The sequence below is a fragment of the Crenobacter cavernae genome (assembly GCF_003355495.1).
Classification (GTDB): Bacteria; Pseudomonadota; Gammaproteobacteria; order Burkholderiales; family Chromobacteriaceae; genus Crenobacter; species Crenobacter cavernae.
On sequence record NZ_CP031337.1, the window covers coordinates 2,227,106 to 2,253,961 of the forward strand.

The window sequence follows — 26,856 nt, forward strand, 5'->3', positions numbered from 1 at the left end:
TCCTCAGGCGCGGGCGTCGGTCTGGAGCGCGCGAACCCGCTCCTCGATGCTCGGATGGCTGGCGAACAGCGACATCAGACCCGGCCTGCCCGCGACCCCCGAGGCGGCCATCCCCTGCGGCAAGCCGCCGGCTTCCATGCCGCCGAGACGATGGAGCGCGGCGATCATCGGCCGGCGCGAACCCAGCAGGGTCGCCGCCCCCGAGTCGGCGCGGAACTCACGCCGGCGCGAGAAATACATGACGATGACCGAGGCCAGGATGCCGAAGGCGATCTCGCAGACGATCACGGTCACCATGTAGCCGATCCCCGGTCCGGAAGACGCCTCGTCGTCGTTGCGGCGCAGGAAGCTGTCGACCAGATAGCCGACGACGCGCGCCAGGAAGAACACGAAGGTGTTCACCACGCCCTGGATCAGCGTCAGCGTCACCATGTCGCCGTTCTTGATGTGCGCGACTTCGTGCGCCAGCACCGCCTCGACCTCCTCATGCGTCATCGAGGAGAGCAGGCCGGTCGATACCGCCACCAGCGAGCCGGCCTTGCTCGCGCCGGTGGCGAAGGCGTTGGGCTCGCCCTCGTAGACCGCGACCTCGGGCATAGCCAGGCCGGCGCGCGCGGCGAGCCTGCCTACGGTGTCGACGAGCCAGCGCTCGGTCGGGTTGGTCGGGTTGTCGATCACCCGCGCGCCGGTGCTCCACTTGGCGATGGGTTTGGACATCAGGAGCGAGATGAAGGCGCCGCCGAAGCCCATCAGCGTGGCGAACATCAGCAGCATCGGCAGGTTGAGCCCGTTCGCGGTCAAGAAGCGGTTCAGGCCGAGCAAATGGGCCGTGACGCTCAGCACCAGCATCACGGCGAGGTTGGTCAGGATCAGCAGCAGCACGCGTTTCATGGGGTTCGTCCCTGTTATCGATTCGTGCTGGCAGCATAGGCGGGACAACGCGAAGATAAAATCGAATAAAATCTCATGAACAATCCGATTTATTCGAAACAATATGACCGAGCCGCTCAACTACAAGCACCTTCACTACTTCTGGGCCGTCGCCCGCGAAGGCGGCGTCAACCGGGCCGCCGAGCGGCTGGGCATGAGCGCGCAGACCGTCAGCGGCCAGGTCTCCCGGCTAGAACTGGCGCTGGGAAAGGCGCTGTTCACCCAGCAGGGACGCAAGCTGGTGCTGACCGAGGCCGGACGCGTGGCGCTGCAGTACGCCGACCAGATCTTCCTGCTCGGCGAGACGCTGCAGGAGACGCTGGAAGAGGAAACGCCCGGCGCGACGGTACGCCTGTCGGCAGGCATCACCGACGTACTTCCCAAGACGGTCTCCTATCGGCTGCTGGAACCGGCGCTCGCTTCGGGAAACCGGGTGCGGCTGGTGTGCACGGAAGGCGCGTTCGACGAACTGTTGGCCGAGCTGGCTCTGCATCGTCTGGATGTGGTGCTGGCCGACCGTCCGGTCCCGGCCGGTGCTCAACAACCCTTCGTCTCGACCTTGCTGGCGCGCTGTCCGGTCATGATCTTCGGCACCGCCCAACTTTGCGCCCGCTACCGCGACGGTTTCCCGCACAGCCTCGCGCGGGCACCGATGCTGCTTCCCACGCGGGACAACGTGTTGCGCAGCCAGCTCGAGCAGTGGTTCGAGGCGGAGAGCATCAAGGTCGACATCGTCGGCGAGTTCGAGGACGGGGCGCTGCTCAAGACATTCGGGCGCCAGGGTGTCGGCCTGTTCCCCGCGCCGTCCTTCCAGGTCGACGATATCACCCGTCAGTTCGAGGTCGAGGTGCTGGGCGCCGTCGAAGGGGTCTCCGAGCACTACTACGCGATCGCCAACCGCCGCAAGCTGCAGCACAGCGCCGTCGAGGCCATCATGCGTTCGCGCGCGGAGGTCCGGGACGAAGCCTGAAGGGCAGGGGGCTTTGGGGGCACCCGGTGCGCATAGGTCTGAAGACTGATCTGCCCCGGTGCATCGAAACCGTTCTCCTTCGGCCAAGCTCCGGGTTGGCCGAGCCTTTTCCGGGAAGCGATCGGCCCGGGCCCGATGTACGCCTCGTTCTTTGACCCGGCCGGAATCGGCGGCTCGCCCACTTTCCTGATAGAGCTGGGTTCGATGTCGCCCGGCATCGTCTGCCGGCGCAAACGAAAACCCCCGGGGGCTTGCCACCGGGGGTTTCTGCAGCGGGCTCGGCCAACCCTTTGACGTTGGCCGAGCCCCTTGTCGGGCCGAATCGCGCTTGTGGCCCGGTCCGGCCCGTGGGGCTAGTCGTGGTGCTTCACCTGGCGCACCTGGTCGGACTGGTACTCGCCGGTGTCCGGGTCTTCGTCTTCGGCCTCCGGGAGCGGCTCGTCCTCTTCGAGGTGCTGTCCGACGCGGAACTGGTGCACCTGGTCGGCCGAGTATTCGCCGGTGTCGGGCACGGTTTCCTGCGTTTGGGAAGGTTTGGGAGCGTTGCCTGCCATGGGAGCCTCCTGCCTGTCTGTGGGTGAGGGGACTGCGGGTGATGCTACTCGCCAGTATAGGCGGCTAAGGGGCGGCGTCACCCCGGGGTGGCCCGGGCCGTGATGAGGAAGGCCTGGCCGAGGCAGGAATAGGTGAGGGCTGCCTTCCACACCTACCACAGCGGTTTGCTCAGGTTCTCGGTGAAGGCGCTGAACATGATGTTGAAACTGACGCTGATCCTTTCCCCCGCGCTCGTATTGGCGTCCACCGAGTGTTGCAGGTAGGACGGAAAGATCAGCAGCGTGCCATCCTGAACCTTGACCACGACCTGGTCGGTATTCTCGGCGGTGAGTTCCACCACCGGAGGCCGGATGATGCCGGTCTGGTTGCGCGGGTCATGGAAGTTGATCGTGTCCGCGCCCGCGTGGGTTCTGACGTAATAAACGCCGCTCAGGAAGTTGTTGGGGTGGCTGTGCGCCCTGTGGGCCGCACCCCGGGGCAGAACGGTGGCCCAGCAGCCGGTGATCTCGAAGGCATCGTAGCCGATTCTCAGGAAGCGCAGGATGCTTTTTGCCGCCTGATCGATGCAGGCGACGAGGTCCCGCAGTTCTTTGAGTCGATGCAGGTCCTGATCCGATTGCCAGCCTTGGCCGGGGGCGAGTTCTGGCCCGTCTTGCCTCATGCCGTCGAGGGCCAGCAGGATATCCGCGTCGATCGCTTCGTGCAGGTTGGACTCGAGCTGAATCTTCCAAACCAACGACGGAAACATCGGCATCACATCCGACGTTTCGAACCACGAGTCTTTCTTGACCATGAGCGCGCCCGTCCCATAGATAAGCCTGGGCTGGGCACGGCGCAACCCAAGCAGCCATGTACGCTCGCCAAGCCCGCCGTTCGTGTCGTGCCCTGGCGTCCCCCATCCGAGCACTATCATCCGCGCCGGATATCAGGAGATGTCGACGAGCCCGACGAGTCCGGCACTGCCCAGCTCGGCCGTGAAAGCCGCCTCCTTGGCTCGGCGGCGGCGCGGGGTCATGGTCTGTCAGAATTGGAAAAGACAGGGCCCCCACTCAATTTAGCCCAGGCTAGGTATTAGCGATGTCTACCCTTCCTGGCGGGCTTGGCGGATGGGCTAGTCTTGCCCGCCGCGCGCGCCGGCTTGGCCGCCTCGCCTTCCGGCGCGGTGTTCTCCGCCTCGGCTTCGGCGATTTCGGCCGCCATCTGCTCGCGGACCGCAGCGAAGAAGCGGTAGATCGCGCCCACCGATGGCGAGATCGCCGCCAGCCACTCCCCGCGCTGCGCCGGGTCGACCGTTTCCAGGTAGGGACGCATCTCCGAGTCGGGGTGGTGCTCGAAGGCGAGCGCCATGATCGGCACCAGCGCCTGCGCCTGTTCCTCATCCTCGAACAAGAGGCCCCAGTCGTCGTTCAACAGTTCCATGCCCTCGCTGAACCCCTCGGCCCACGCGTTGCCATGCACCACGCCGTGCTCGTCCGCATCGAGCCAGGGCTGGAACGGTTCGCCGGCATGCAGCGTGTGGGCGATGTCCAGCCAGTGCCCCATCAGCAGCGACACGAACTGTTCGAGCTGCTTTTCGGTGTGGAACGCCTCCTCGTCGTCGAAGGCCTCGCCGAGGATCAGCGGCAGCACCTCGGCCGGCTTGATCGGCTCCGGCCCGCACAACAGCGCGGTGAAGAAACCGTCGAGCGTCTCCAGGCTCATCGCGCCGAGCGCGCGAAAACGCGCCAGGGTGTCGGCGAGGCGCTGGTAGTCGTTGTCGGAAAGCGGGGCGTGGCTCATCGGTAAAACCTCGGGATGGGGATGGCGCATTATCGGTCAAACCGCGCGGTCCTGGACGAACAATGGTCAACGGCGGCCCGGCTGGCGCATTTATTTCCTGACGACGATGTCGGCTTTTGTCTTGCCGACGATGTCAAACAGCTCCTTCTGCTCGACCGCCGGGACCTTGTCCTTGTCCAGGGATTTCTTGAAATCCTTGACCATGACGTCCCACTCCTTCTCGCTGATGTTCAAATGAGCGTGGGACTCCTTCATCGTCTTCCCCGTGTATTTGCATGGCCCGCCGCTTACCTCGCAGACCAATTGCGAAACTTGGAACTTGAGGTAAGGCGCCGGAGCGCTCTTCCGGCCGGCATTAATGGCGGGGTTCTTGTTCAGCGTCTTATTCGATACGAGCCGGTTGATGAAATCGTCGACGACCACCGTGATGCCCTTCAGCCCACCCAATCGATCGTAGAGGAGTTTCTGGGCTTCGGGCTGCTGCGCCGAGGCGACCGGCGCGAAAGAGGCGGCGAGTAGAAACGCCATGGCTGTTAAAGCCACCCGGAGGTTGTTCTTTATCTTTGTCTCCTTACATCGGTTGGGAGGGCTAGGTTTCTCCACGCTGCCATGGGCCCCGAGCATGGTGGCCTGCCGCCGGCCGGGGCGCCTAGTGTCGGCTCCTTAACCCGCTGCGCCAGGCTCCATATAGATCAGTTCCCAGATGTGGCCGTCCAAGTCCTGAAAACCATGTCCATACATAAAGCCGTGGTCTTGGGGTTCGTTGTAGGTCGTTCCGCCAGCGGCGACCGCCTTGCGAACCATTTCATCGACTTTTTCCCGGCTCTCAGAAGATAAACACACGAGCACTTCCGTGCTTTTCGTCGCGTCGCAAATTTCTTTAGGAGTAAAAGTCTTGAACTTGGCCTCGGTCAACAGCATGACGAAGATGTCTTCGGACACGATCATGCAGGTGGCCGTCTCGTCGGTAAATTGGGGATTGAACGCGAAGCCGAGCCGGGTAAAGAACTCGATGGACTGGTCGAGATTTTTTACCGCTAGGTTCACAAAAATTTTAGTGGCCATCTTTTTCCCTTTTGAATCTGCACGTTGAATTTGCGCGACGAACCATCCGTGAATACGGCGCACGGAATCAATACGGTAAGCATAGAATCGTCCGCTGTCTACCGCCCGTTCGAGCCGGCTTCGCAAGACGACGGCTTTCAAAAAAGGCTCGGCCAACCTCGGGCTCCCCCAAGGTTGGCCGAGCCTCCATCAAGCGTTGAGCGAAGCTCTCAGATCACCCACAGATCGGTAAACGCGTTGACCGGCGTCGCCAGCAGTCTCTGCGGGTCGTCGCACAGCGCGAAGATCGCCGCCTGCTGCTTGGCCGGGAAGCGGCGCGCGAGGTTGGTCTTGAACTTGGCTTCCAAGAGCGGGATGCCGTCCTTGCGGCGGCGCTGGTGGCCGATCGGGTATTCGCACACCACTTCGTCGAGAACCTTGCCGTCGAAGAGTTCCACCGTCAGCGCGTTGGCGATGCTGCGTTTTTCCGGGTCGTGGTAGTCGCGGGTGAACTGCACATCCTCGACGCAGACGATCTTGTCGCGCAGCGCGTCGATGCGTGGATCGTTCGCGACCTTGTCCTCGTAGTCGGAGGCTTCCAGGCGGCCGAACAAGAGCGGCACGGCGACCATGTACTGGATGCAGTGGTCGCGGTCGGCCGGGTTGGACAGCGGGCCCTTCTTGTCGATGATGCGGAGGCACGCCTCGTGGGTGCGGATGGTGATCTGCTTGATGTCGGCGGCGCTCTTGCCGAGCTCGGCCAAGGTCTGGTGCAGAGTCATCGCGCACTCGACGGCGGTCTGGCTGTGGAACTCGGCCGGGAACGAGATCTTGAACAGCACCTGCTCCATCACGTAGCTGCCGTAGTCGCGCTGGAATTTAAACGGTTGCCCCTTGAACAACACATCGTAGAAGCCCCAGCCCGGCGCGGTCAGCACGCCGGGGATGCCCATCTCACCCTTCAAGCTAAACAAGGCGAGGCGCACCGCGCGGCTGGTGGCGTCGCCGGCCGCCCATGATTTTCTTGAACCGGTATTCGGCGCGTGGCGGTAGGTGCGTAGCGCCTGGCCGTCGACGAAGGCCTGGCTGACCGCGTTGATGATTTCTTCTTTCGTGCCGCCCATCAGCCTGGCGCAGACCGCGGCGGACGCGACCTTGACCAGCACCACGTGGTCGAGGCCGACCTTGTTGAAACTGTTTTCCAGCGCCAGCACGCCCTGGATCTCGTGCGCCTTGATCATCGCCTCGAGCACGTCGCGCATCGTCAGCGGCGCCTGGCCCTTGCTGACGCGCTCGCGGCTGATCCAGTCGGCGGTGGCGAGGATGCCACCGAGGTTGTCCGAAGGATGGCCCCATTCGGCGGCGAGCCAGGTGTCGTTGAAGTCGAGCCAGCGGATCATCGCGCCGATGTTGAACGCCGCTTGAATGGGGTCGAGCTGGAACTGCGTGCCGGGGACACGGGCGCCGTTCGGCACGATCATGCCGGGCACGATCGGGCCCATCAGCTTGGTGCACGCCGGGTAGGACAGCGCCTCGAGGCCGCAGCCTAGCGTGTCCATCAGACACAGCCGGGCGGTGTTCCATGCCTCACTGGATGTGACGTCATAGTCGGAGACGTAGTCGGCGATGTCGATGAGGACTTTGTCGGGATCGGGGCGTACGTTCGAGATATGAGCGGACATCGGCGGTTTTCCTTGGGGTAAGGGATTCGGTTCAGTCGAGGCGCAGCACGCCGGGGTAGTCGAGCACGAAGCCGTGCGCGTCGACGGTGATCACGGCGGTGAAGTCGCTGTCCATCACGTCGATGTCGGTGCCGGCGGAAAATTCCGGCCGCGACTCGCCGTCGATCAGCCATTCGCCGTCGGCGTGGCGTTCTATCGTCATGGTGCGCCGGGCGGGCTCGGCCAACGTCAACACCGCGTGGCTAAAGACGCCGGCTGCGTCGGTTTCGATCTTGTAGGCGAGCACGGCGCCGGCCTGTTCCATGTGGCTCTTGCCCTGCCAGCGCGGCGCGTCGGCCGAGAAGCTCGCGTGGATCTCCTCGCGGCCGGCGGCGCCGTCTTGCTGCCAGCGGTAGTGCACGGCGGGCATGGCGCTCAGCGCTTGTCCAGCGGCACGAAGGCGCGGTCTTCCGGGCCGGTGTAGTTGGCCGAAGGGCGGATGATCTTGCCGTCCTGGCGCTGCTCGATCACGTGCGCGCTCCAGCCGGCGGTGCGCGCGAGGACGAACAGCGGGGTGAACAGGTTGGTCGGCACGCCCATCATGTGGTAGCTGACCGCGCTGAACCAGTCGAGGTTGGGGAACATCGATTTGACCTCGTGCATCACCGCCTCGAGCCGTTCGGCGATCGCGTACATCTTCATGTCGCCGCCGCTTTTCGACAGCTTTTTGGCCACGTCCTTGATGATCTTGTTGCGCGGGTCGGCGAGGGTGTAGACGGGGTGGCCGAAGCCGATAATGACCTCGTGGTTTTCGACGCGACGGCGGATGTCGGCCTCGGCTTCGTCGGGCGTTTCGTAGCGCTGCTGGATGTCGAGCGCGACCTCGTTCGCGCCACCGTGCTTCGGGCCGCGTAGCGCGCCGATCGCGCCGGCGACGCAGCTGTACAGGTCCGAACCGGTGCCGGCGATCACTCGCGCGGCGAAGGTAGACGCGTTGAATTCGTGTTCGGCGTACAGGTTGAGAGAGGTGTGCATCGCGCGCACCCACTCTTGCGACGGCGCCTTGCCGTGCAACAGGTGCAGCAGGTGGCCGCCGATGCTGTCGTCGTCGGTCTCGGTGTCGATGCGCTTGCCCGAATGGCTGTAGTGGTACCAGTAGAGCAGCATCGAGCCGAGGCTCGCTAACAGGCGGTCGGCGATCTCGCGCGCGCCGGCCGCCGGGTGCTCGTCCTTCTCCGGCAGCACGCAGCCGAGCGCCGACACGCCGGTGCGCATCACGTCCATCGGGTGCGCGCTGGCCGGCAGCGTTTCGAGCACCGCTTTCACCTGCGCCGGCAGGCCGCGCATGCCTTGCAGGCGGGTCTTGTAGCCGGCCAGTTCCGCGCGCTTGGGCAGGTGGCCGTGCACCAGCAGATAGGCGATTTCCTCGAATTCGCACTCGCCGGCGATGTCGAGGATGTCGTAGCCGCGGTAGTGCAGGTCGTTGCCGCTCTTGCCGACGGTGCAGATCGCGGTGTTGCCGGCGACCACGCCGGACAGCGCGACGGATTTCTTCGGTTTGATCGGGCTTGCCACGTCGTTCATGCCACTCTCCCTTTTAGATCCAAGACTGCGGGCCGAGGCGCTCGGCCAAGCTTGCTTCGTTATCGTTGCTGCGTCGGCGCTTCGCTGGCGAACAGCGCGTCAAGCTTTTGTTCGTACGCGTGGTAGCCGAGGTGCTCATAGAGCTCGGCGCGCGTCTGCATGGTGTCGATGACGTTCGCCTGCGTGCCGTCGCGGCGGATCGCGCCGTACACGTCAAGCGCCGCCTGGCTCATCGCGCGGAACGCCGACAGCGGGTAGAGCACCATGGAGACGTTGGCCGAGGCCAGCTCGTCGACGGTGAACAAGGGCGTCGCGCCGAACTCGGTGATGTTGGCGAGGATCGGCACCTGCACCGCGTCGGCGAAGAGCCGGTACATCGCCAGCTCGGTCATCGCCTCGGGGAAGATCATGTCGGCGCCGGCCTCGACGCAGGCGCAGGCGCGCTCGATCGCCGCATCGAGCCCTTCCACGGCCAGCGCGTCGGTGCGCGCCATGATCACGAAGCTCGCGTCGCGGCGCGCATCGACCGCCGCCTTGACGCGGTCGACCATCTCGCTCTGGCTGACGATCGCCTTGTTCGGCCGGTGGCCGCAGCGCTTGGCCTGCACCTGGTCCTCGATGTGGACCGCCGCCGCGCCGGCCTTTTCCACCGCGCGCACGGTGCGCGCGATGTTGAACGCGCCGCCCCAGCCGGTGTCGATGTCGACCAGGAGCGGCAAGTCGGTGACGTCGGTGATGCGGCGGATGTCGATCAGCACGTCCTCCGGCTGGGTGATGCCGAGGTCGGGAATGCCGCAGCTGGCCGCCGCGACGCCGCCGCCGGACAGGTACAGCGCCGCAAAGCCGGCGTGCTCGGCCAAGCTCGCGCTATAGGCGTTGATCGCGCCGACGATCTGCAGCGGGTGTTCTTCGGCGACGGCGAGTCGGAACAGGGCGCCGGGGCTGGACATGGCGGTCTCCTAGTGGGAAGGGATTGGACGCGGCGGTCGGGTTGGCCAAGCAAGCCATTGTTCGAAAATCTAGCAAGCGCTTGGTTTTTTGTAAATGGCATGGTGTAGCGGGTTGTCCCTCGTCATGGTCGTTTAAAAACTTGGAAAATCCCGGTATCGCCCCATCTGCAACGGGTTTCCTCTGTTTGTAGCTCGTGGCGCACGGGGGAAACGATTGAGCGGCGAGCCCGGCGTCTGCTATGGTTCGCACTGGCCAAAATCCGTCAGGGAACTCCTTCCCGGCCACATAGGTCTAGTCCGTGTTCGCCTACAACCATTCAGAACACACCAAGGGCGGGCAAATCAGGGAGCAATACAACGACATGAGTGATCGGGACATCGATCAACAGTTGGTGGAGCGTGCCCAGCGAGGTGAGAAGCGTGCATTCGACCTGCTTGTTGCCAAATACCAGAGGCGGCTAGGCCGACTGCTGTCACGTTTCATCCGCGACAGCGCGGATGTGGAGGACGTGACGCAGGAAGCCTTCGTAAAAGCCTATCGCGCCCTGCCTTCGTTCAGGGGCGACAGCGCCTTTTACACGTGGCTTTACCGTATTGGCATCAACACGGCCAAAAACTTTCTCAGCGCAAATGGTCGCCGCTACGTGCTAAACAGCGAAGTGGTGGACGATGAAGGTGAAAGTTTCGACATGGCGAGCCAGGTCCCCGACCTGAACACGCCCGAGACCGAACTGATGAATCGGCAGATCGTGGAAACGGTGAACGCCGCCGTCGCCCGCCTGCCCGAGGAGTTGCGCACCGCCATCTCGCTCCGCGAGATGGACGGGCTGAGCTACGAGGAAATCGCCCAGGTGATGAATTGTCCGATCGGCACCGTCCGCTCGCGCATCTTTCGCGCGCGGGAGGCGATCGCCACGGAACTGCGGCCACTGCTGGATACGGCCAAGAACAGAAGGTGGTAGGTATGAAAGAATCGGTATCCGCGTTGATGGATGGCGAAATCGACGAACAAGAAGCGGCACGCACCCTTAACGCCCTGGGACAGGATCCCGATCTCAAGGCGAGCTGGGACGAGTACCACCTCATCGGCGACGCCTTGCGCAACAATGCCCTCTTGAGCGTCAGCGTGGCCCCCGCGGTCAGCCGGCAGGTGGAAAGCGAACCGACCGTGCTGGCGCCGCGTCAGCGCCGCCCGTTTCATTCCGGCAAGATCGCGACCTGGGCGCTGGCGGCCAGCGTGAGTTTCGCCGCCGTGGTCGCCTGGCAGCAGTTCGGCCGCGATCCGGCGCTGGGCACTGCGCCGGTGGTGGCGCTGGCCGTGTCGACACCGACGATAAGCGCGCGTGACGACTCCTACCTGACGGCACACCAGGAAATCGCGACCGACCCGGTCGCGGTGAAGGCGTCGCTGCAGAGCGAGGTGCGTCACTGATGCGCGTCGGCTTCCTCGCGGGCAGTCTGATATGGGGCCTGGCGTTCACCGCCCAGGCCGCCGAAGACGACTGGCAGCTGCTGCGGCGTGTCGCACAGGCAAGCCGTCAGCTGCCGCTCTCCGGCACTTACATGCACCAGTCGCAGGGGGTGTTGGAAACCTTCCAGCTCTACCGTGCAGCCGGTGACAACGGGATGGTCGAGCGGCACGAGTCGCTCGACGGCCCCAAACGCGAGATCGTGCGCAACGGCAACGAACTCACCTGCTACGCGCCGGACAAGAAATCGCTGGCGGCGGCCAAGGTCAGCTCGATGAGACTGTTCCCGGGCTTCCTGCCCGAGGGGATGGGCGACCTGAAAGTCTCCTACAAGCTGCGCAGGCTAGACACGGACCGCGTCGCGCAACGCGACTGCGACTGGTTGCAGCTGAGTCCCAAGGACGCCAACCGCTACAGCCTGCGGCTGTGCGTCGACGAGGGCACGACGTTGCCGCTGAAGGCGATGGTGCTGACCTCGCGCGGCGAGGTGGTCGAGCAGCATGCGTTCACCGAGCTGGAAGTCGGGCCGCCGCGTGACCGTGCGCTGCTCGTGCCGCACAATACCAAGTTCAGATACCAGTTGCGCAAACCCGGCGCCAGTCCGCTGGCGCTGCCCAGCGCAGCCGATATTGCCGCGGTGAGCGGCCTGCCGCAGGGCTTCAAGCTGATGCGCACCGTCACTCGCGCTTTGCCGGGTGGCAACAAGAACGTGCGCCACATGGTGCTGTCGGACGGCTTGGCGGTGGTGTCGCTGTTCATCGAGCCGTCCGGCGGCGAGAGACGCACCGAGCGTCCGGTCACGCTGCACGGTGCGGTGGCCATGGTGTCGCGCGTGGACGGCGACCTGGTGCTGACCGTGGTCGGCGATATGCCCGAGCAGGGGCTCGTCAACCTGATCAAGTCGATCAGGGTCAGCCGCCCGTGATCGAAACCCAGGCGAGAGTGGTGAAGGCCGACGCCGGTTCGGCCTGGGTCGAGCCGCGCCCGCACAGCCCGTGCGGGCAGTGCGATCCGGAGACCGGCTGCCGTACGCTCAACATCGCGCGACTGTTCCGCAACGGTGCGGGCCACTTCCGCGTCGCCGACCCGCTCGGCGTCTCCCCCGGCGACCGGGTCACGGTAGGCGTGCCGGAAGAGGGCATGCTCAAGAGCGCGCTCGTCGTCTATCTCGTGCCGCTGGCGGGGCTGTTCGCCGGCGCTGCGCTAGGCGCTCCTGCCGGTGAGTTTGCGTCGGTGTGCGCCGCCGCACTCGGTTTTTCCGTCTGTCTTCTCGGGGTGAAGCGCTTCGGCCGTCGCGCCGATGCCGCGCTCTACACCCCGACCATCATCGCGAAATTCGACCGTTCATCCGTTCCGCAGGGGAAACCATGCCGTTCAAGAAGCTGATGCTCTCTGCCGTCCTCGCGTCCCTGGTGATGACTGCCCAGGTCCCCGAAGCCGGCGCGCGCAATCTGCCCGATTTCACCCAACTGGTCCAGGACGAAGGCCGCGCTGTCGTCAACATCAGCACCACGCAGACGGTGCGCGAGTCGGTGCCGGACGTGCCCGAAGGCCTCGAAGGCTTCGAGGGCGACCCCTTCTTCGAGTTCTTCCGCCGCTTCTCACCGCCGCGCCTGAAGGAGTTCCAGGCGCGCTCGCTCGGCTCGGGCTTCATCGTGTCTAACGACGGCTACGTGCTGACCAACGCGCACGTGGTGGCGCGCGCCGACGAAATCACCGTCACGTTGAACGACAAGCGCGAATTCAAGGCCAGGCTGATCGGCTCGGACGCGCGCACCGACGTCGCGTTGCTGAAGATCAACGCCGACAAGCTGCCGGTGGCCAGGCTCGGCAACTCGGCCAAGCTCAAGGTCGGCGAATGGGTGGTCGCGATCGGCTCGCCGTTCGGCTTCGACAGTTCGGTCACCGCCGGCATCGTGTCGGCCAAGGGCCGCCAGTTGCCCGAAGAGAACTACGTGCCCTTCATCCAGACCGACGCCGCGATCAACCCGGGCAATTCGGGCGGCCCGCTGTTCAACCTGAACGGCGAGGTGGTCGGCGTCAATTCGCAGATCTTCAGCAAGTCGGGCGGCTTCATGGGCATCTCGTTTGCGATCCCGATCGACGTCGCGATGAACATCGCCGACCAGCTGAAGAAGTCGGGCAAGGTCAGCCGCGGTCGCATCGGCGTCGTCGTGCAGGAGGTCAACAGGGACCTGGCCGCGTCGTTCGGCCTGCCGCGCGCGATGGGCGCGCTGGTGACCAACGTCGCCAAGGACGGGCCGGCCGGCAAGGCAGGGCTGAAGCCGGGCGACATCGTGCTGAAGATCGACGGCCAGCCCGTCGATACCTCGAGCGACCTGCAGAGAGTCATCAGCGGCATCCTGCCGGGCAAGACGATCACGATGGACGTGTGGCGCGACCGCGCCGAGCGGTCCGTGCGCGTCGTCGCCGAAGAGGTCAAGGAGCCCGACCCGGCCAGCGCCGGCCGCGAGTACCGCGCGCCGGGCCAGCCCGAGCCGGGACAGCAGAAGATGGAGCCGATCGGGCTGATGGCGCGCGAACTGAACGCCGCGCAGCGGCTCCAGCTGGGTGTGCCGTACGGTTTGCTGGTCGAGCGCGCCGGCGGGGCGGCACTGCGCGCCGGCATCCAGCAAGGCGACGTGATCGTCGGCGTCGCCGGCAAGCCGCTCACCTCGGGCGAGCAGTTCCGCAACGCGGTCAACGCCACGCGCAAGGGCGGGGTGCTGGCGATACAGATCGTGCGTCGCGGCGGCACGCTGTTCGTGCCCTTGAAGATCGGAGACGCCGAATGACGCTGACTCTCTATTTTCGCGAATACTGCAGCCTGTGTCACCAGATGTTGGCCGAGCTCAAACCGTGGCAGGAGCGCTATGGTTTTGCGCTGACGGTGCTCGACGTCGACGCCGACCCGGAGCTCGAACAACGCTTCAACGAATGGGTGCCGGTGTTGATGGATGGCGGGACTGAAATCTGCCATTACCACCTCGACGCGGCCCGGCTGGCTGCACACTTGGGTGAAATCGGCTAAAATCCGCGCCAGTGTTAGAGGATCTCGACCGGCATCCCGGCCTTGCCTAAGTGCTTGAGCGGACTGAAACCGTCCGTCCCGGATGCGGGGTCTCCCGGTTACCAAGGGCACGCCAGCGTGCCCTTCACTTTTGTGTGATTGCATGAACCACATTCGCAACTTCTCGATCATCGCCCACATCGACCACGGCAAATCGACGCTGGCCGACCGCTTCATCCAGTATTGCGGCGGTCTCGAGCTGCGCGAGATGAGCGCGCAGGTGCTCGATTCGATGGACATCGAAAAAGAGCGCGGCATTACCATCAAGGCGCAGACCGCCGCGCTCAGCTACAAGGCGCGCGACGGCCAAGTCTACAACCTGAACCTGATCGACACCCCCGGCCACGTCGACTTCTCGTATGAAGTCAGCCGTTCGCTGTCGGCGTGCGAAGGCGCGCTCTTGGTCGTCGACGCGTCGCAGGGCGTCGAGGCGCAGACGGTCGCCAACTGCTACACCGCGATCGACCTCGGCGTCGAAGTGGTGGCGGTACTGAACAAGATCGACCTGCCGTCGGCCGAACCCGAGCGCGTGATCCAGGAGATCGAGGACATCATCGGCATCGAGGCGACCGACGCGGTGCATGCGTCGGCCAAGTCGGGCATCGGCATCGAGGACATCCTCGAGACCGTCATCGCCAAGATCCCGCCGCCGCAAGGCAAGCCGGACGGCCCGCTCAAGGCGCTGATCGTCGACTCGTGGTTCGACAACTACGTCGGCGTCGTGATGCTGGTGCGCGTGATCGACGGCAGCCTCAAGCCGAAGGACAAGATCAAGTTCATGGCGACCGGCGCCGAGTACCTGTGCGAACAGGTCGGCGTGTTCACGCCTAAATCGGTGCAGCGCCCGAACCTGAACGCCGGCGAAGTGGGTTTCGTCATCGCCGGCATCAAGGAACTGAAGTCGGCCAAGGTCGGCGACACGATCACGCTGGCGAACAAGCCGGCCACCGAACCGTTGCCGGGCTTCAAGGAAGTCCAGTCGCAGGTGTTTGCCGGCCTGTACCCGGTGGAAAGCCATGACTACGAAAACCTGCGCGACGCGCTCGAGAAGCTGCAGCTGAACGACGCGGCGCTCAAGTACGAGCCGGAAGTGTCTCAGGCCTTGGGCTTCGGCTTCCGCTGCGGCTTCCTCGGTCTTCTGCACCTGGAAATCGTCCAGGAACGCCTCGAGCGCGAGTTCGACATGGACCTCATCACCACCGCGCCGACGGTGGTGTACGAGGTGCTGATGAAGGACGGCGTACTGCTCGAGGTGGAGAACCCGTCCAAGCTGCCCGACCTGTCCAAGATCGAGGAGATCCGCGAACCGATCATCACCGCGACCATCCTCGTGCCGCAGGACTACGTCGGCTCGGTGATGACCTTGTGCAACCAGAAGCGCGGCGTGCAGCGCAACATGCAGTACATGGGCCGCCAGGTCATGCTGACCTACGAGATGCCGATGAACGAAGTGGTGATGGACTTCTTCGACAAACTGAAGTCGACCAGCCGCGGCTATGCGTCGCTCGACTACGAGTTCAAGGAGTTCCGGGCGGCCGACCTCGTCAAGCTCGACATCCTGGTGAACAGCGAGAAGGTCGACGCGTTGAGCCTGATCGTGCACCGCGCGACCAGCCAGTACCGCGGCCGCGAACTCGCGTCCAAGATGCGCGAGCTGATCCCGCGCCAGATGTTCGACATCGCGGTGCAGGCGGCGATCGGCAGCCACATCATCGCGCGCGAGACGATCAAGGCGCTCCGGAAGAACGTGCTCGCCAAGTGCTACGGCGGCGACATCACGCGCAAGAAGAAGCTGCTGGAAAAGCAAAAGGCCGGCAAGAAGCGCATGAAGCAGGTCGGCAACGTCGAGATTCCGCAGGAGGCCTTCCTCGCCATCCTGCAAGTGGGGGACAAATAATTGGGCGCCAACCTGTTCTGGGTGTTTGCGGTGCTGGCGGCGATCGGCCTGATGCTGATCGCCTTCGGCGGCAAGAAGGAGCCGGGCGCGAAAGACTGGCCGGCGTCGGTGCAGTGGGGCTACCTGATGCTGGTGATCGGCGGCTTCGGCGTGCTGTCCGAGAAGATGAGCTTCTCGGCGGTGATGCTGGTGTTCGTCGTGATCACCGGCGTCGTGTGGTTCGCCAACCGCTTCGTGCTCGCCAGGAAAAGGTTGGCCGAGGGCCGCGAGTCGGGTCATTTCGTCGACTACGCGGTCGGCTTCTTCCCGGTGATCCTGGTGGTGTTCCTGTTGCGATCGTTTCTCGTCGAGCCGTTCCAGATCCCGAGTAGCTCGATGCGCCCCGGCCTCGTCGTCGGCGATTTCATCCTCGTCAACAAGTTCACCTACGGCATCCGCGTGCCGGTGCTGAACAACGTCGCGGTGCCGGTACACCAGGTCGAACGCGGCGACGTCGCCGTGTTTAACTACCCGCCCGAGCCGCGCGTGAACTACATCAAGCGCGTGATCGGCCTCGCCGGCGACACCGTCGGCTACCGCGACAAGAAGCTCACCGTGAACGGCAAGCCGGTGCCGCAGCTCGCCGACGGCAGCTACGACTACCTCGAGCAGGGCCTGGCGATGGTCCACAACGAGCAGTACCAGGAAACGCTCGGCGCCCGGACCTACCGCGTGCTCGACATCCCCGAGGCGCGCCCGGTGTCGGTCGAGCGGGTGGCCAACTTCCCGTACCGCGAAAACTGCGACTATGATGAGTCCGGCTTCAGCTGCAAGGTGCCGGCCGGCCACTACTTCATGATGGGTGACAACCGCGACAACAGCCTCGACGGCCGCTACTGGGGCTTCGTCGACGACAGGCTGATGGTCGGCAAGGCCTTCATGGTCTGGATGAACTTCGGCGACTTCTCGCGCGTCGGCAAAACCATTCAATAAGCTGTGCCGGGTCATCAAACCAACCACACAATCAAGGGGCAGGGGATGCGTGCTGAGCGCGGAATGAGTTCGATATCGGTGATCTTTCTGGTGGCGCTGTTCGGCTTCATGCTGATCGGCGCGTTCCGGGTGATCCCGGTGTACAGCGAGTACGCCGAAGTGAAGAACGCTGTCGCCGAGATTGCCCGCGACCCGAGCCGCGCCGAATCCGAGGTGCGCCGCGAGTTCCGCAACCGCGCCGTCGTCGCCGACATCAGTTCGGTCAAGGACACCGACCTGTTCATCGTCTCCGGCGGCAACTTCCTTACCGTTCGCGCCAAGTACCGCCGCGAGGTGCCGCTCGTCGCCAACGTGAAGCTCGCGTTCGACTTCGACACCCAGGCGGGCAAGGGGCCGGCGGTCCAGTAGTGAAAGTCACTTTGAACGACACCCGTTTATCGCGCCTGTTCGACGCGCTCGGTTACCGCTTCGGCAACCCGGCGTGGCTGAAACAGGCGCTGACCCACCGCAGCTACGGCACGCCGCACAACGAGCGTCTGGAGTTCGTCGGTGACAGCATCCTCAACTACACCGTCGCGCGCATGCTGTTCGACCGCTTCCCGGCGCTGCCCGAGGGCGACCTGTCCCGGCTCAGGGCCAACCTCGTCAACCAGAACACCTTGGCCGAGATCGCGGCGGAACTGAAGTTCGGCGACTACCTGTTCCTCGGCGAGGGCGAACTCAAGAGCGGCGGCTTCAACCGGCCGTCCATCCTCGCCGACGCGCTCGAGGCGACCTTCGCCGCGGTCAGCTTCGATTCGGACTTCGCGCGCGCCGAGTCGGTCGTCCGTCATCTGTACGCCGGGCGCATCGCCGCGATCGACCCGACGCGCCACGCCAAGGACGCCAAGACGCGGCTGCAGGAAGCGCTGCAGGCGCGCCGTCTGCCGCTGCCCAAGTACCGCATCCTCGCGCAGAGCGGCGAAGCGCACGAGCAGTGGTTCCGTGTCTTGTGCGACCTGGCCGAGATCCGCATCGAGACCGAGGGCGAGGGCGCCAGCCGCCGCGCCGCCGAGCAGCAGGCCGCCGAGGTCGCACTCGAGCGCTTCGAAACGCACTATCCGAGCGGCAAAAAGCCGAAAAACGCATGAACGAACATGAATTCCACTGTGGCTTCGTCGCCATCGTGGGCCGACCGAACGTCGGCAAATCCACGCTGATGAACCACCTGATCGGCCAGAAGGTCAGCATCACGTCGAAGAAGGCGCAGACCACGCGCCACCGCGTGCACGGCATCCACACCGAGCCGACCGCGCAGTTCATCTTCGTCGACACCCCGGGTTTCCAGACCTTCCACCGCAACGCGCTGAACGACGCGCTGAACCAGAGCGTGCGCGACACGCTGTCCAGCGTCGACTGCGTGCTGTTCGTGCTCGAGGCCAAGCGGCTGACCGACGCCGATCGCGAGGTGATCGCGCTGTTGCCGAAGAAGGTGCCGGTCGTGCTCGTCGTCAACAAGATCGACAAGGCGAAGGACAGGGAAGAGCTCGCCGCCTTCATCGCCGACTGCCAGCAGGAATTCGCCTTCACCGACGTCGAAGTCGTCAGCGCCAAGCATGGCCAAAGGTTGGCCGAGCTCCTCGACAAGGTGCGCCCGCACCTGCCCGAGTCGCCGCCGCTCTACCCGGAAGACATGATCACCGACAAGAGCGAGCGCTTCCTCGCGACCGAGATCGTGCGCGAGAAGCTGTTCCGGTATTTGGGCGAAGAGCTGCCGTACGCGATGAACGTCGAGATCGAGCTGTGGGAAATGGAAGGCGAGATGCGCCGCATCCACATCGCGGTGCTGGTCGAAAAGGACAGCCAGAAGGGCATCCTGATCGGCAAGGGCGGCGAGAAGCTGAAGAAGATCTCGACCGAGGCGCGCCTCGACATGGAAAAGCTGTTCGACGGCAAGGTCTTCCTGCGCGTGTTCGCCAAGGTGAAGTCCGGTTGGGCCGACGACGTGCGCTTCCTGAAGGAATTCGGCCTCTAAGCCGAGGACGCCGCGACGATGCAGCCGGGCAAGGTCGATAACCAGCCCGCCTACGTGCTGCACAGCCAGCCGTGGCGCGAGACCAGCCTCTTGATCGACGTATTGACGCGCGACTGGGGCCGGCTGACGCTGGTCGCCCGCAGCGCGCGCCGGCCGCAGTCGACGCTGCGCGGCCTGTTGCTGCCGTTCGCGCCGTTGACGCTCGCGTGGTTCGGCAAGGGCGAGGTCCGCACGCTGCACGCGGCCGACTGGCAGGGCGGCGTGCCGCAGCTGTCGGGCCTCGCGCTGATCTGCGGCTTCTACCTCAACGAATTGACGATGCGCCTGTCGGCGCGTGACGATCCCAATCCGGCGGTGTTCGCCGCCTACGATAGAGCGGTGCGCGCGCTCGCCACAGAGCCGGTGTATGCGGCGGTGCTGCGCCGCTACGAGTGGGCGCTGCTCGACGCGCTCGGCCTCGCGCCGCCGCTGGACACCGATGACGCGCACCGCGCGGTCGACGCCGCCGCGCGCTACCACGCCGCTCCCGACGCCGCGCCGCACCGGCTCGATCAAAGCTCGGCAGGCGTCAGCGGCGCGACGCTATTGGCGATGGCGGCCGGCGACTATTCGGACGGCACGGTACGCAACGAGGCGCGCGCCTATCTGCGCGACTGTCTCAACCATCACCTGGGCGGCCGAAGCTTGGCCACCCGCGAACTGTTGCAAGCGATCAGCGCGCTACCCGACTAGCGCAAGGAGCCCACCATGATTTTCCTCGGCGTCAACATCGACCACGTCGCCACGCTGCGCCAGGCGCGCGGCACCCGTTACCCGAGCCCTGTAGAGGCCGCGCTGGTGGCCGAGAGCGCCGGCGCCGACCTCATCACGCTACATCTGCGCGAAGACCGCCGCCATATCCAGGACGAGGACGTGCGCGTGATGAAGCAGGTGCTCAAGACGCGCATGAACCTCGAGATGGCGCTGACGCAGGAAATGGTAGAGAACGCGCTCGCTATAGGCCCGGAAGACGTCTGTCTGGTGCCGGAAAAACGCGAGGAGCTGACCACCGAGGGCGGGCTCGACGTGATCCGCTACTTCGACTCGGTGCGCGACACGACCAAGGTGCTTCTTGACGCCGGCATCCGCGTGTCTATCTTCATCGACGCCGACAAGCGGCAGATCGAAGCGGCGCGCGACGCCGGCGCCGGCGTGATCGAACTGCACACCGGCCGCTACGCCGACGCGCACCACGCGCTCGAGCGCGACGCGGAACTTACGCGCATCCGCGACGCGGCGGCGTTCGCCAAGACGCTCGGCTTCGTCGTCAACGCCGGCCACGGCCTGTCCTACCACAACGTTAAGCCTATAGCCGCGATCGCCGAGATCGCCGAACTGAACATCGGCCACGCGCTCGTCAGCCATGCGCTGTTCGTCGGCTTCCCGGCCGCGGTGCGCGAGATGAAGGCGCTGATGATCGAAGGCCGCCAGGGTCTTTAAAAGATGATCGCAGGCATCGGCACCGATCTGGCGCGCGTCGGGCGTTTTTCCGCGCTGATCGAGAAGTACGGCCGCGACGGCGCCGCGCGGCGCATCCTGTCGCCCGGCGAAGCCGGCGACTACGCCGCCGCACCCGACGCCGCGCGCTTTCTCGCCAAGCGCTTCGCCGCCAAGGAAGCGCTGTCGAAGGCGCTCGGCACCGGCATCCGCGCGCCGGTCGTGATGACGGCGATGACCGTCGCGCACGACGCGCGCGGCAAACCGCTGTTCGAGCTCGCGCCGACCTTGGCCGAGTTCGTCGCGTCGCGCGGCGTCGGCCGCCTGCACCTGTCGATCAGCGACGAGCGCGAATACGCGGTCGCCTTCGTCGTCGCCGAGGCGGCCTAACCCTGATTCCATTCGGCCGGATCTTGCGATCGGGCCCCGAGCTAAGGACATTCCATGACGACTCCCCTGCAACTGCCGCGCGGCCCGGTGATGGTCGACGTGGCCGGCTTCTCGCTTGCCGACGAGGAACGCGCACGCCTCAGCCACCCGCTGGTCGGCGGCGTGATCCTGTTCCGCCGCAACTTCCACGACGTAGAACAGCTGAAGGCGCTGACCGCCGAGATCCGCGCGCTGCGCACGCCGCACCTGTTGATCGCCGCCGACCACGAAGGCGGCCGCGTGCAGCGCTTCATCGACGGCTTCACCCGCCTGCCGCCGATGCAGGTCTTGGGCGAGAAGCGGGACGCCGACCCGGCCGAGGCCAAAAGGTTGGCCGAGGTCGTCGGCGAGGTGCTCGCCGCCGAGTTGCGTGCGTGCGGCGTCGACTTGAGTTTCACGCCGGTGCTGGATCTTCAATGGCAGCGCTGCGCGGTGATCGGCAACCGCAGCTTCCATTCCGACCCCGAAGCGGTGAGCGAACTCGCCGCCGCGCTGATCCGGGGTCTCGACAAGGGCGGGATGGCGTCGTGCGGCAAGCACTTCCCTGGCCACGGCTGGGTCGAAGGCGACAGCCACCACGTGATCCCGGTCGACGACCGCAGCCTAGCCGAACTGCGCGCCGCCGACCTGGTGCCGTTCGCTAGGTTGGCCGACGCCGGGCTGACGTCGGTGATGCCGGCGCATGTGATCTACCCGGCGGTAGACGCCCAGCCGGCCGGCTTCTCCAAGGTCTGGCTCGAGGACATCCTGCGCGGCGAACTGAACTACGACGGCGTGATCTTCTCCGACGACCTCGGCATGGAAGGCGCGGCCGGCGTCGGCGGCTTCGTAGAACGCGGGATGGCGGCGCTGGACGCCGGCTGCGACATGGTGCTGGTCTGCAATCAGCCCGAGCGCGCCGACGAAGTGCTCGCCGGTCTTGCTCCACCGGTACAGCCGAGGTTGGCCGAGCGCCTCGGGCGCATGGCCGGGCAGGGCGACGTGGCCGATTGGCAGGCGCGCGTAGCCTCCCCGGAGTTTGCGGCGCTGCAGGCCGAGGTCGCGAAACTCGCGATGCCGCCAGGCGCGCTGAAGGGGCCGGCGGTCGGCGAAGCCTGCTGAGCGGCTCCGAGCCGGTCGCAGCCGTCTGGCTGAAAAGCCCTGTACCTCTCGGTACAGGGCTTTTTTCTTGGCCGGCTACCCTGGCTTGGCCGGGTCCGGAAAAGCCTGGCCGAGCCGGCCGCCTGAATGAAGGGTGTCGGCGGCGTCCCGCGCTTTTTATAAAGGAAACAGGCCGTTAGTGTCAGATCGCGGTGTCGTCCGACGGGGAAGGGCGGCGAGAAGGGAAAGCATGTACTTGTCCGTCCGCACAAAATTCTCCTTCGCCCTCGTCGGTGCCGCGGCGTGGACGGCGCTGTCGCTCTGGCTCGCGCAGCCGTGGATCGCCGACCTGTCGACGCACATCGGCCGTGCCGCGGCGCTGTTCCTCGTGCTCGGCATCGCCATCGTGCCCGGCTTCATGAATGCCTTCCTGCTGCTGAGCCTTCTACTGGACCGCCGCCCGCCGCGCCGACCCTTGTCCCATTACCCGCCGCTCTCCATCCTGATCGCCGCGTACAACGAGGCGGCGTCGATCGCCGACACGCTGCTCAGCATCGACCGCCAGCACTATCCGGGCGAGCTGCAGGTGATCGTGATCGACGACGGCTCGACCGACGGCACGGCGTCCATCGTCCGCCACGAGAAGGTGCGCTACCCATGGCTCGGCCTGCTGATGCAAAAGCAGAACGCCGGCAAGGCGCACGCGCTCAATGAGGGGCTGAAGCGCGCGCAGCACGCGCTGTTGCTGACGATCGACGCCGACTCCTACCTGCACCACGACGCGCTCACGAGCATCGTCGAGCGCTATCTGCAGGACCCGCCGGACACGCGCGCGGTCGCCGGGAAGGTCCTGGTGCGCAACTCGCGCCAGAACTGGGTGACGCGCTGCCAGGAGTGGGACTACTTCCACGGCATCGCCGCGATCAAGCGCATGCAGTCGCTGTATCAGGGCACGCTGGTCGCGCAGGGCGCGTTTTCCTTGTTTGACCGTGCGACGCTGGTCGAGGTCGGCGGCTGGCCCGAGGTCGTCGGCGAGGACATCGTGATGACCTGGGCGCTGCTCGAGGCCGGCCACCGCGTCGGCCACTGCGAGGATGCCTGTCTGTTCACGCACGCGCCGGCCACCGTCCGCCAGCTCGCCCGGCAGCGCCAGCGCTGGGCGCGCGGGATGCTCGAGGCGTTTCGCCAGCATCCGACCCTTCTCTTGCGGCCGCGGCTGTCGACCTTCTTCGTCTACTGGAACCTGCTGTTCCCGTGGCTGGACGTGGCGTTCACGCTCGGCTTCATCCCGGGCCTCATCATGGCCTTGTTCGGCTATTACTGGATCGTCGGGCCGATGACGCTGGCGCTGATGCCGATCGCACTCGCGATGAGCGCGGTGATGTTCTCGATCGAGCGGAAAATGTTCGGCCGGCTAGGCTTGAGGGTGAGGCGCAACCCGTCCGGATTCCTGATCTACGTGCTCGCCTACAGCCTGGTGCTGCAGCCGGCGAGCGTGCTCGGCTACATCGACGAGATCCTGAACACGCGCAAGAGCTGGGGGACGAAATGAGAAAGGCGACGCGATGGCTGGCGGCGGCGCTGCTGGCGTTCATCCAGCTGCCCGTACAGGCGGACGAGAATCCGCTCGATCGCGCGGCCGGGGCCGGCTTCCTGTACACCCACGACAGCGACGGCTTCACCGCGCGCCGGCTGTCGCTCGACGTCATGCCCGACTACGCCAGCGCCGACGCTTTTTACGGCGCTCGTCTCGGTGACTACCGCTACAGCCGGGGCGACTGGTCGCGCCACGGCGAAAAGCTGTCCGTCCTCGCGCGGCACATCGACCCGGCGACCGGCAACGGCTGGCAGCTCGACGCCGGCGTGTTCGGCCAGGGCGGCCACACGCTCTTGACGCTGGACGGCAGCTACCACCTGCCCTTGACCGAGAAGACCGCACTCGAAGTCTTCATCAATCGCGACTGGGTCGAGACGCCGTCCGCGCTCGACGCGGGCGTCGCTTTCACCTTCGTCGGCGCCAGTCTCGACCAGATCTTCGGAGAGCGCTGGACCGGGGTCGGCTTGCTCGGTCAACAGTATTTTTCCGACGGCAACCGCCGCGATCACGGCCGGCTCAAGCTGATCTACCAACCGTGGCTCGACACCGGCCTTACTGTGCAGGCGCGCTACCGCGCTTACCACAGCAGCGACGACGGTGTCGCCGGCGCCTACTTCAATCCCAAGCAGTACTGGGAAGCGATGCTCGCCGTCGGCTGGCGCAAGCGCTTCGAAAACTGGACCGGCTCGCTGACGGCGGGAGTCGGGCAGGAAAAGATCGACGACGCGCCCGGCCAGACGACGCGGCTCTTCGAGGCTGCCGTGCAAAGCCCGGTGCGCGCGGCGCGGTTTGTGCGGCTGCGCGGCGGCTACAACCAGAGCGCGTCGTTCCAGGGGCCGAGCTACCACTACCGCTATCTGCAGGGCGAGTGGCTGATGCGCTTCTGACGGCTCAGAACAGCGTTTTCACCAGCAATCCAAGCAGAGCACTCGCGGCGATCACCTCGATCACCTTGCGCTTGAAGCGCAGCAGCGCGACCGCCGCCGCCAGCGCGATCAGCGCCGAAATCCCGTCGAAGCGCCCGGCGAAGCCCTGCGGCCACAGCACGTGGTAGCCGAAGAACAGCGCCAGATTCAGGATCACGCCGACCACCGCCGCGGTGATCGCGGTCAGCGGCGCGGTGAATTTCAGCTCGTTGTGCGTTGATTCGATGAGCGGTCCGCCGGCGAGGATGAACACGAAGGACGGCAGGAAGGTGAACCAGGTGACGAGCGTCGCGGCGAGCGCGCCGGCGGCAAAGGCCAGTTCCGGCCCGAACAGCGCCTTCGCGTAGCCGCCGATGAAACCGACGAAGGCGACCACCATGATCAGCGGCCCCGGCGTCGTCTCGCCGAGCGCCAGCCCGTCTATCATCTGCGTCGGCGTCAGCCAGCCGTAGTGTCCTACCGCGCCCTGGTAGACGTAGGGCAGCACCGCGTATGCACCGCCGAAGGTCAACAGCGCCGCCTTGGTGAAGAACCAGCCCATCTGCGTCAGCGTGTGCTGCCAGCCGAGCAGTGCAGTCAACAGCGCCATCGGAATCAGCCACAAGAGGCCGCCTGTGATCGCCACGCGCGCGAGGCGCGACCAGCGAAAGCGCGCGTGCTCGGGCGTGGGCGTGTCGTCGTCGATCAACGCCGGCCCGAAGGATGGCGCTGCCTTGCCGTGGCCGCCTCCCGCCTTGAATTTATCGGGCGCGATGCGCCCGCCGATATAGCCGGCGAGCGCGGCGGCGGCGACGATGGCCGGGAACGGCACGTCGAGCGCGAAGATCGCGACGAAGGACGCCGCCGCGATCGCCCACAGCGCGCTGTTCTTCAGCGCGCGCGAGCCGATGCGGTGCGCCGCCTGCACGACGATAGCGGTCACCGCCGGCTTGATCCCGTAGAACAGCCCGGCCACCAGTGGCACGTCGCCGAAGGCGATGTAGACCCACGACAGGCCGATCAGCACGAACAGCGACGGCAGCACGAACAAGACGCCGGCGACGATGCCGCCCAAGCTTCGGTGCATCAGCCAGCCGATATAGGTCGCGAGCTGCTGCGCCTCGGGGCCGGGCAGCACCATGCAGTAGTTGAGCGCATGCAAAAAGCGCCGCTCGGAGATCCAGCGCCGGCGTTCTACCAGCTCCTGGTGCATGATCGCGATCTGTCCGGCCGGGCCGCCGAAGCTGACGAAGCCGAGCTTGAGCCAGAAGCGCAGCGCCTCGGCGAAGCCGACCGGCGCGGGGCGCGCCTCGTGCTCTTTGACGGGAAGGGGTTCGGGTTTATTCATGACTGTCCTTGTCGAAAGCGGTAAGCAGGCCGTCGAACACGCCGCCGGCCGCGGTAAGGAGTGCGTCGTCGTCGGCGATCGCTTCGCGCAAACCGGCGAGCACGCGCTCGACGCCGCTGGCCTCGGGCGGCGGTACGCCGCCGGCGTCGAGGAAATGCACCAGCGCGGCGAGGCGCTTGAGCCCGCGGCGGCCAAGCCCAAAGCTCGCGATCAGCGTCTCGAACGTCACCTTCGCACCGACGTGGGTAAAGCGCGCACCATCGAAGTCGAAGCCGAGCGCGTCGGGCGGGCAGTCGGCCGGCGACGCCAGCCACAGGAAACGCGCGTCCGGGTCGACGAAGCGGCGGATCAGCCAGGCGCTGGCGAGGCGGTCGACCCACGGCCGGCGCCGCGTCGCCCACAGCTGGCCGCGGTAGTCGGCCGCGTCGAGGATGGGAATCGAGCTCTCCACCGGCCGGGGCTCGTCGGGCGATAGCGCGCGGTTCGCGTCGACCTCGAGTTCCAGCAACGCCGCGCCGGTCTGCCTTTGCGCCTCGCCGGGAAAGAAGTCGATCCCGGAGAGCTGGCTGAACGCCTTGCGCAGCTTGCGCGCCTGCTTGAGCGTGTCGACAGCCGAGTCGTGCGTCAGCGCCGCGTGCGCGGCTTCGATGTCGGCAAAGAGCGCGGCGAACTCGGCCGTCCGGTCGAACAACGCGGTGAAGCCGTACTTGGCGTCGTCCTCGACCCTGAGCAGGTAGGCGGTGCCGCCGCTGGCCTCGACGTCGCCGCGGATCGCTTCGAGCGCGCCGCGGCAGGGCTCGGTTTCGGGCAGCAAATAGACGCCGTCGCGCAGCACCGCGGCGCCGGACGCCTTGAGCGCGCGCCAGGCGCGCATGCGCGCGGTGGCGTTCTCGGTAGGCAGCGTGGTGACGAAGAGCATCCAATTTTTCATGTAACGAATACTACTTATTGGTATTTATCACTACAAGTAATTTTGAATGCTAAGTCCATTCCGGGGAAGGCGTCGTGATCGCCTGCGCAGCAAGCGGCGCGCAGGCCGATACGAAGGACTAGGCTCGGCCAACGTTGAAGCAGGAAGGGGCGAGAGGCCGCCGGCCGCCAAGCGCGGCCGAATCGACAAGCTTGG

The 26,856-nt window shown here is 65.6% G+C and carries 30 protein-coding genes; 18 read left to right on the forward strand and 12 right to left on the reverse strand.

Annotated elements, in window-relative coordinates; all coding sequences use genetic code 11:
• Positions 1-3: 3 nt before the first annotated feature.
• Positions 4-891, reverse strand: a complete 888-nt coding sequence (gene htpX, locus DWG20_RS10840; protein ID WP_115433827.1) for a protease HtpX — start codon at positions 889-891, stop codon at positions 4-6.
• Positions 892-994: 103 nt separating this feature from the next.
• Here htpX and nhaR point away from each other — a divergent pair, with 103 nt between their 5' ends.
• Positions 995-1,900 carry a transcriptional activator NhaR gene (nhaR, locus tag DWG20_RS10845; protein ID WP_115433828.1) on the forward strand — a complete coding sequence of 302 codons (906 nt, stop codon included), beginning with the start codon at positions 995-997 and terminating at the stop codon, positions 1,898-1,900.
• 353 nt (positions 1,901-2,253) lie between these two features.
• Here the strand turns inward: nhaR and DWG20_RS10850 are convergent, their stop codons facing one another.
• From DWG20_RS10850 to prpB, 9 genes are all read right to left on the reverse strand, one after another.
• Complete coding sequence (locus DWG20_RS10850) at positions 2,254-2,454, reverse strand: hypothetical protein (protein ID WP_115433829.1); 201 nt, start codon at positions 2,452-2,454, stop codon at positions 2,254-2,256.
• Positions 2,455-2,606: 152 nt separating this feature from the next.
• On the reverse strand, positions 2,607-3,248 hold the full coding sequence (locus DWG20_RS10855) for a 2OG-Fe(II) oxygenase family protein (protein WP_115433830.1): 642 nt from the start codon (positions 3,246-3,248) through the stop codon (positions 2,607-2,609).
• A gap of 278 nt (positions 3,249-3,526) precedes the next feature.
• A complete protein-coding gene (locus tag DWG20_RS10860) occupies positions 3,527-4,234 on the reverse strand; it encodes a YecA/YgfB family protein (RefSeq protein WP_115433831.1) in 708 nt (235 codons plus the stop codon).
• Positions 4,235-4,324: 90 nt separating this feature from the next.
• Positions 4,325-4,858: a group I truncated hemoglobin gene (locus DWG20_RS10865; RefSeq protein WP_115433832.1), complete on the reverse strand. Its 534-nt coding sequence runs from the start codon at positions 4,856-4,858 to the stop codon at positions 4,325-4,327.
• A gap of 39 nt (positions 4,859-4,897) precedes the next feature.
• Positions 4,898-5,440, reverse strand: coding sequence for a VOC family protein (locus DWG20_RS10870; RefSeq protein ID WP_245944709.1), 543 nt, complete (start codon positions 5,438-5,440; stop codon positions 4,898-4,900).
• Positions 5,441-5,508: 68 nt separating this feature from the next.
• Positions 5,509-6,960: a bifunctional 2-methylcitrate dehydratase/aconitate hydratase gene (locus tag DWG20_RS10875; protein ID WP_115433834.1), complete on the reverse strand. Its 1,452-nt coding sequence runs from the start codon at positions 6,958-6,960 to the stop codon at positions 5,509-5,511.
• 31 nt (positions 6,961-6,991) lie between these two features.
• Complete coding sequence (locus tag DWG20_RS10880; RefSeq protein ID WP_115433835.1) at positions 6,992-7,369, reverse strand: putative glycolipid-binding domain-containing protein; 378 nt, start codon at positions 7,367-7,369, stop codon at positions 6,992-6,994.
• A gap of 5 nt (positions 7,370-7,374) precedes the next feature.
• On the reverse strand, positions 7,375-8,523 hold the full coding sequence (prpC, locus tag DWG20_RS10885) for a bifunctional 2-methylcitrate synthase/citrate synthase (protein ID WP_115433836.1): 1,149 nt from the start codon (positions 8,521-8,523) through the stop codon (positions 7,375-7,377).
• A gap of 59 nt (positions 8,524-8,582) precedes the next feature.
• Positions 8,583-9,473 carry a methylisocitrate lyase gene (prpB, locus tag DWG20_RS10890; protein ID WP_115433837.1) on the reverse strand — a complete coding sequence of 297 codons (891 nt, stop codon included), beginning with the start codon at positions 9,471-9,473 and terminating at the stop codon, positions 8,583-8,585.
• Between the two features lie 362 nt (positions 9,474-9,835).
• On the opposite strand from prpB, the gene rpoE reads away from it, so the two are divergent.
• The 17 genes from rpoE to DWG20_RS10975 all read left to right on the forward strand — a co-directional run bounded on the left by rpoE (position 9,836) and on the right by DWG20_RS10975 (position 24,364).
• Entirely contained in the window at positions 9,836-10,435 is a 600-nt protein-coding gene (rpoE, locus tag DWG20_RS10895) for an RNA polymerase sigma factor RpoE (protein ID WP_115434793.1), read from the forward strand.
• A gap of 2 nt (positions 10,436-10,437) precedes the next feature.
• Complete coding sequence (locus tag DWG20_RS10900) at positions 10,438-10,905, forward strand: sigma-E factor negative regulatory protein (protein ID WP_115433838.1); 468 nt, start codon at positions 10,438-10,440, stop codon at positions 10,903-10,905.
• Positions 10,905-11,867 (forward strand): MucB/RseB C-terminal domain-containing protein, encoded by a 963-nt coding sequence (locus tag DWG20_RS10905; protein WP_115433839.1) that lies wholly within the window; start codon positions 10,905-10,907, stop codon positions 11,865-11,867. Before DWG20_RS10900 ends, DWG20_RS10905 begins: the two co-directional genes overlap by 1 nt.
• On the forward strand, positions 11,864-12,328 hold the full coding sequence (locus DWG20_RS10910) for a SoxR reducing system RseC family protein (RefSeq protein WP_115433840.1): 465 nt from the start codon (positions 11,864-11,866) through the stop codon (positions 12,326-12,328). Before DWG20_RS10905 ends, DWG20_RS10910 begins: the two co-directional genes overlap by 4 nt.
• Positions 12,310-13,737, forward strand: coding sequence for a DegQ family serine endoprotease (locus tag DWG20_RS10915; RefSeq protein WP_115433841.1), 1,428 nt, complete (start codon positions 12,310-12,312; stop codon positions 13,735-13,737). Before DWG20_RS10910 ends, DWG20_RS10915 begins: the two co-directional genes overlap by 19 nt.
• Positions 13,734-13,973, forward strand: coding sequence for a glutaredoxin family protein (locus tag DWG20_RS10920; protein ID WP_115433842.1), 240 nt, complete (start codon positions 13,734-13,736; stop codon positions 13,971-13,973). The genes DWG20_RS10915 and DWG20_RS10920 overlap by 4 nt, the downstream gene beginning before the upstream one ends.
• A gap of 142 nt (positions 13,974-14,115) precedes the next feature.
• The gene (gene lepA, locus DWG20_RS10925) at positions 14,116-15,909 is read left to right on the forward strand and encodes a translation elongation factor 4 (protein WP_115433843.1); all 1,794 of its coding nucleotides are present in this window, start codon (positions 14,116-14,118) and stop codon (positions 15,907-15,909) included.
• On the forward strand, positions 15,910-16,881 hold the full coding sequence (lepB, locus tag DWG20_RS10930) for a signal peptidase I (RefSeq protein ID WP_115433844.1): 972 nt from the start codon (positions 15,910-15,912) through the stop codon (positions 16,879-16,881).
• Between the two features lie 63 nt (positions 16,882-16,944).
• Positions 16,945-17,289 carry a DUF4845 domain-containing protein gene (locus tag DWG20_RS10935; protein ID WP_181880900.1) on the forward strand — a complete coding sequence of 115 codons (345 nt, stop codon included), beginning with the start codon at positions 16,945-16,947 and terminating at the stop codon, positions 17,287-17,289.
• The gene (rnc, locus tag DWG20_RS10940; RefSeq protein WP_147289951.1) at positions 17,289-18,011 is read left to right on the forward strand and encodes a ribonuclease III; all 723 of its coding nucleotides are present in this window, start codon (positions 17,289-17,291) and stop codon (positions 18,009-18,011) included. Before DWG20_RS10935 ends, rnc begins: the two co-directional genes overlap by 1 nt.
• Positions 18,008-18,895, forward strand: coding sequence for a GTPase Era (era, locus tag DWG20_RS10945; RefSeq protein ID WP_115433847.1), 888 nt, complete (start codon positions 18,008-18,010; stop codon positions 18,893-18,895). Before rnc ends, era begins: the two co-directional genes overlap by 4 nt.
• Before the next feature lie 18 nt (positions 18,896-18,913).
• On the forward strand, positions 18,914-19,627 hold the full coding sequence (gene recO, locus DWG20_RS10950) for a DNA repair protein RecO (RefSeq protein ID WP_115433848.1): 714 nt from the start codon (positions 18,914-18,916) through the stop codon (positions 19,625-19,627).
• An 18-nt stretch (positions 19,628-19,645) separates the two neighbouring features.
• Positions 19,646-20,374, forward strand: coding sequence for a pyridoxine 5'-phosphate synthase (pdxJ, locus tag DWG20_RS10955; protein ID WP_220272056.1), 729 nt, complete (start codon positions 19,646-19,648; stop codon positions 20,372-20,374).
• 3 nt (positions 20,375-20,377) lie between these two features.
• Positions 20,378-20,761 (forward strand): holo-ACP synthase, encoded by a 384-nt coding sequence (gene acpS, locus DWG20_RS10960; RefSeq protein ID WP_115433850.1) that lies wholly within the window; start codon positions 20,378-20,380, stop codon positions 20,759-20,761.
• A gap of 54 nt (positions 20,762-20,815) precedes the next feature.
• A complete protein-coding gene (gene nagZ, locus DWG20_RS10965; RefSeq protein ID WP_115433851.1) occupies positions 20,816-21,901 on the forward strand; it encodes a beta-N-acetylhexosaminidase in 1,086 nt (361 codons plus the stop codon).
• Between the two features lie 229 nt (positions 21,902-22,130).
• On the forward strand, positions 22,131-23,432 hold the full coding sequence (locus DWG20_RS10970) for a glycosyltransferase family 2 protein (RefSeq protein WP_115433852.1): 1,302 nt from the start codon (positions 22,131-22,133) through the stop codon (positions 23,430-23,432).
• Entirely contained in the window at positions 23,429-24,364 is a 936-nt protein-coding gene (locus DWG20_RS10975) for a hypothetical protein (protein WP_115433853.1), read from the forward strand. The genes DWG20_RS10970 and DWG20_RS10975 overlap by 4 nt, the downstream gene beginning before the upstream one ends.
• Positions 24,365-24,368: 4 nt before the next feature.
• Here the strand turns inward: DWG20_RS10975 and chrA are convergent, their stop codons facing one another.
• Both chrA and DWG20_RS10985 read right to left on the reverse strand, forming a co-directional pair.
• Entirely contained in the window at positions 24,369-25,730 is a 1,362-nt protein-coding gene (chrA, locus tag DWG20_RS10980) for a chromate efflux transporter (protein WP_115433854.1), read from the reverse strand.
• Positions 25,723-26,661, reverse strand: a complete 939-nt coding sequence (locus DWG20_RS10985) for a chromate resistance protein ChrB domain-containing protein (protein ID WP_115433855.1) — start codon at positions 26,659-26,661, stop codon at positions 25,723-25,725. Before DWG20_RS10985 ends, chrA begins: the two co-directional genes overlap by 8 nt.
• Positions 26,662-26,856: the final 195 nt, after the last annotated feature.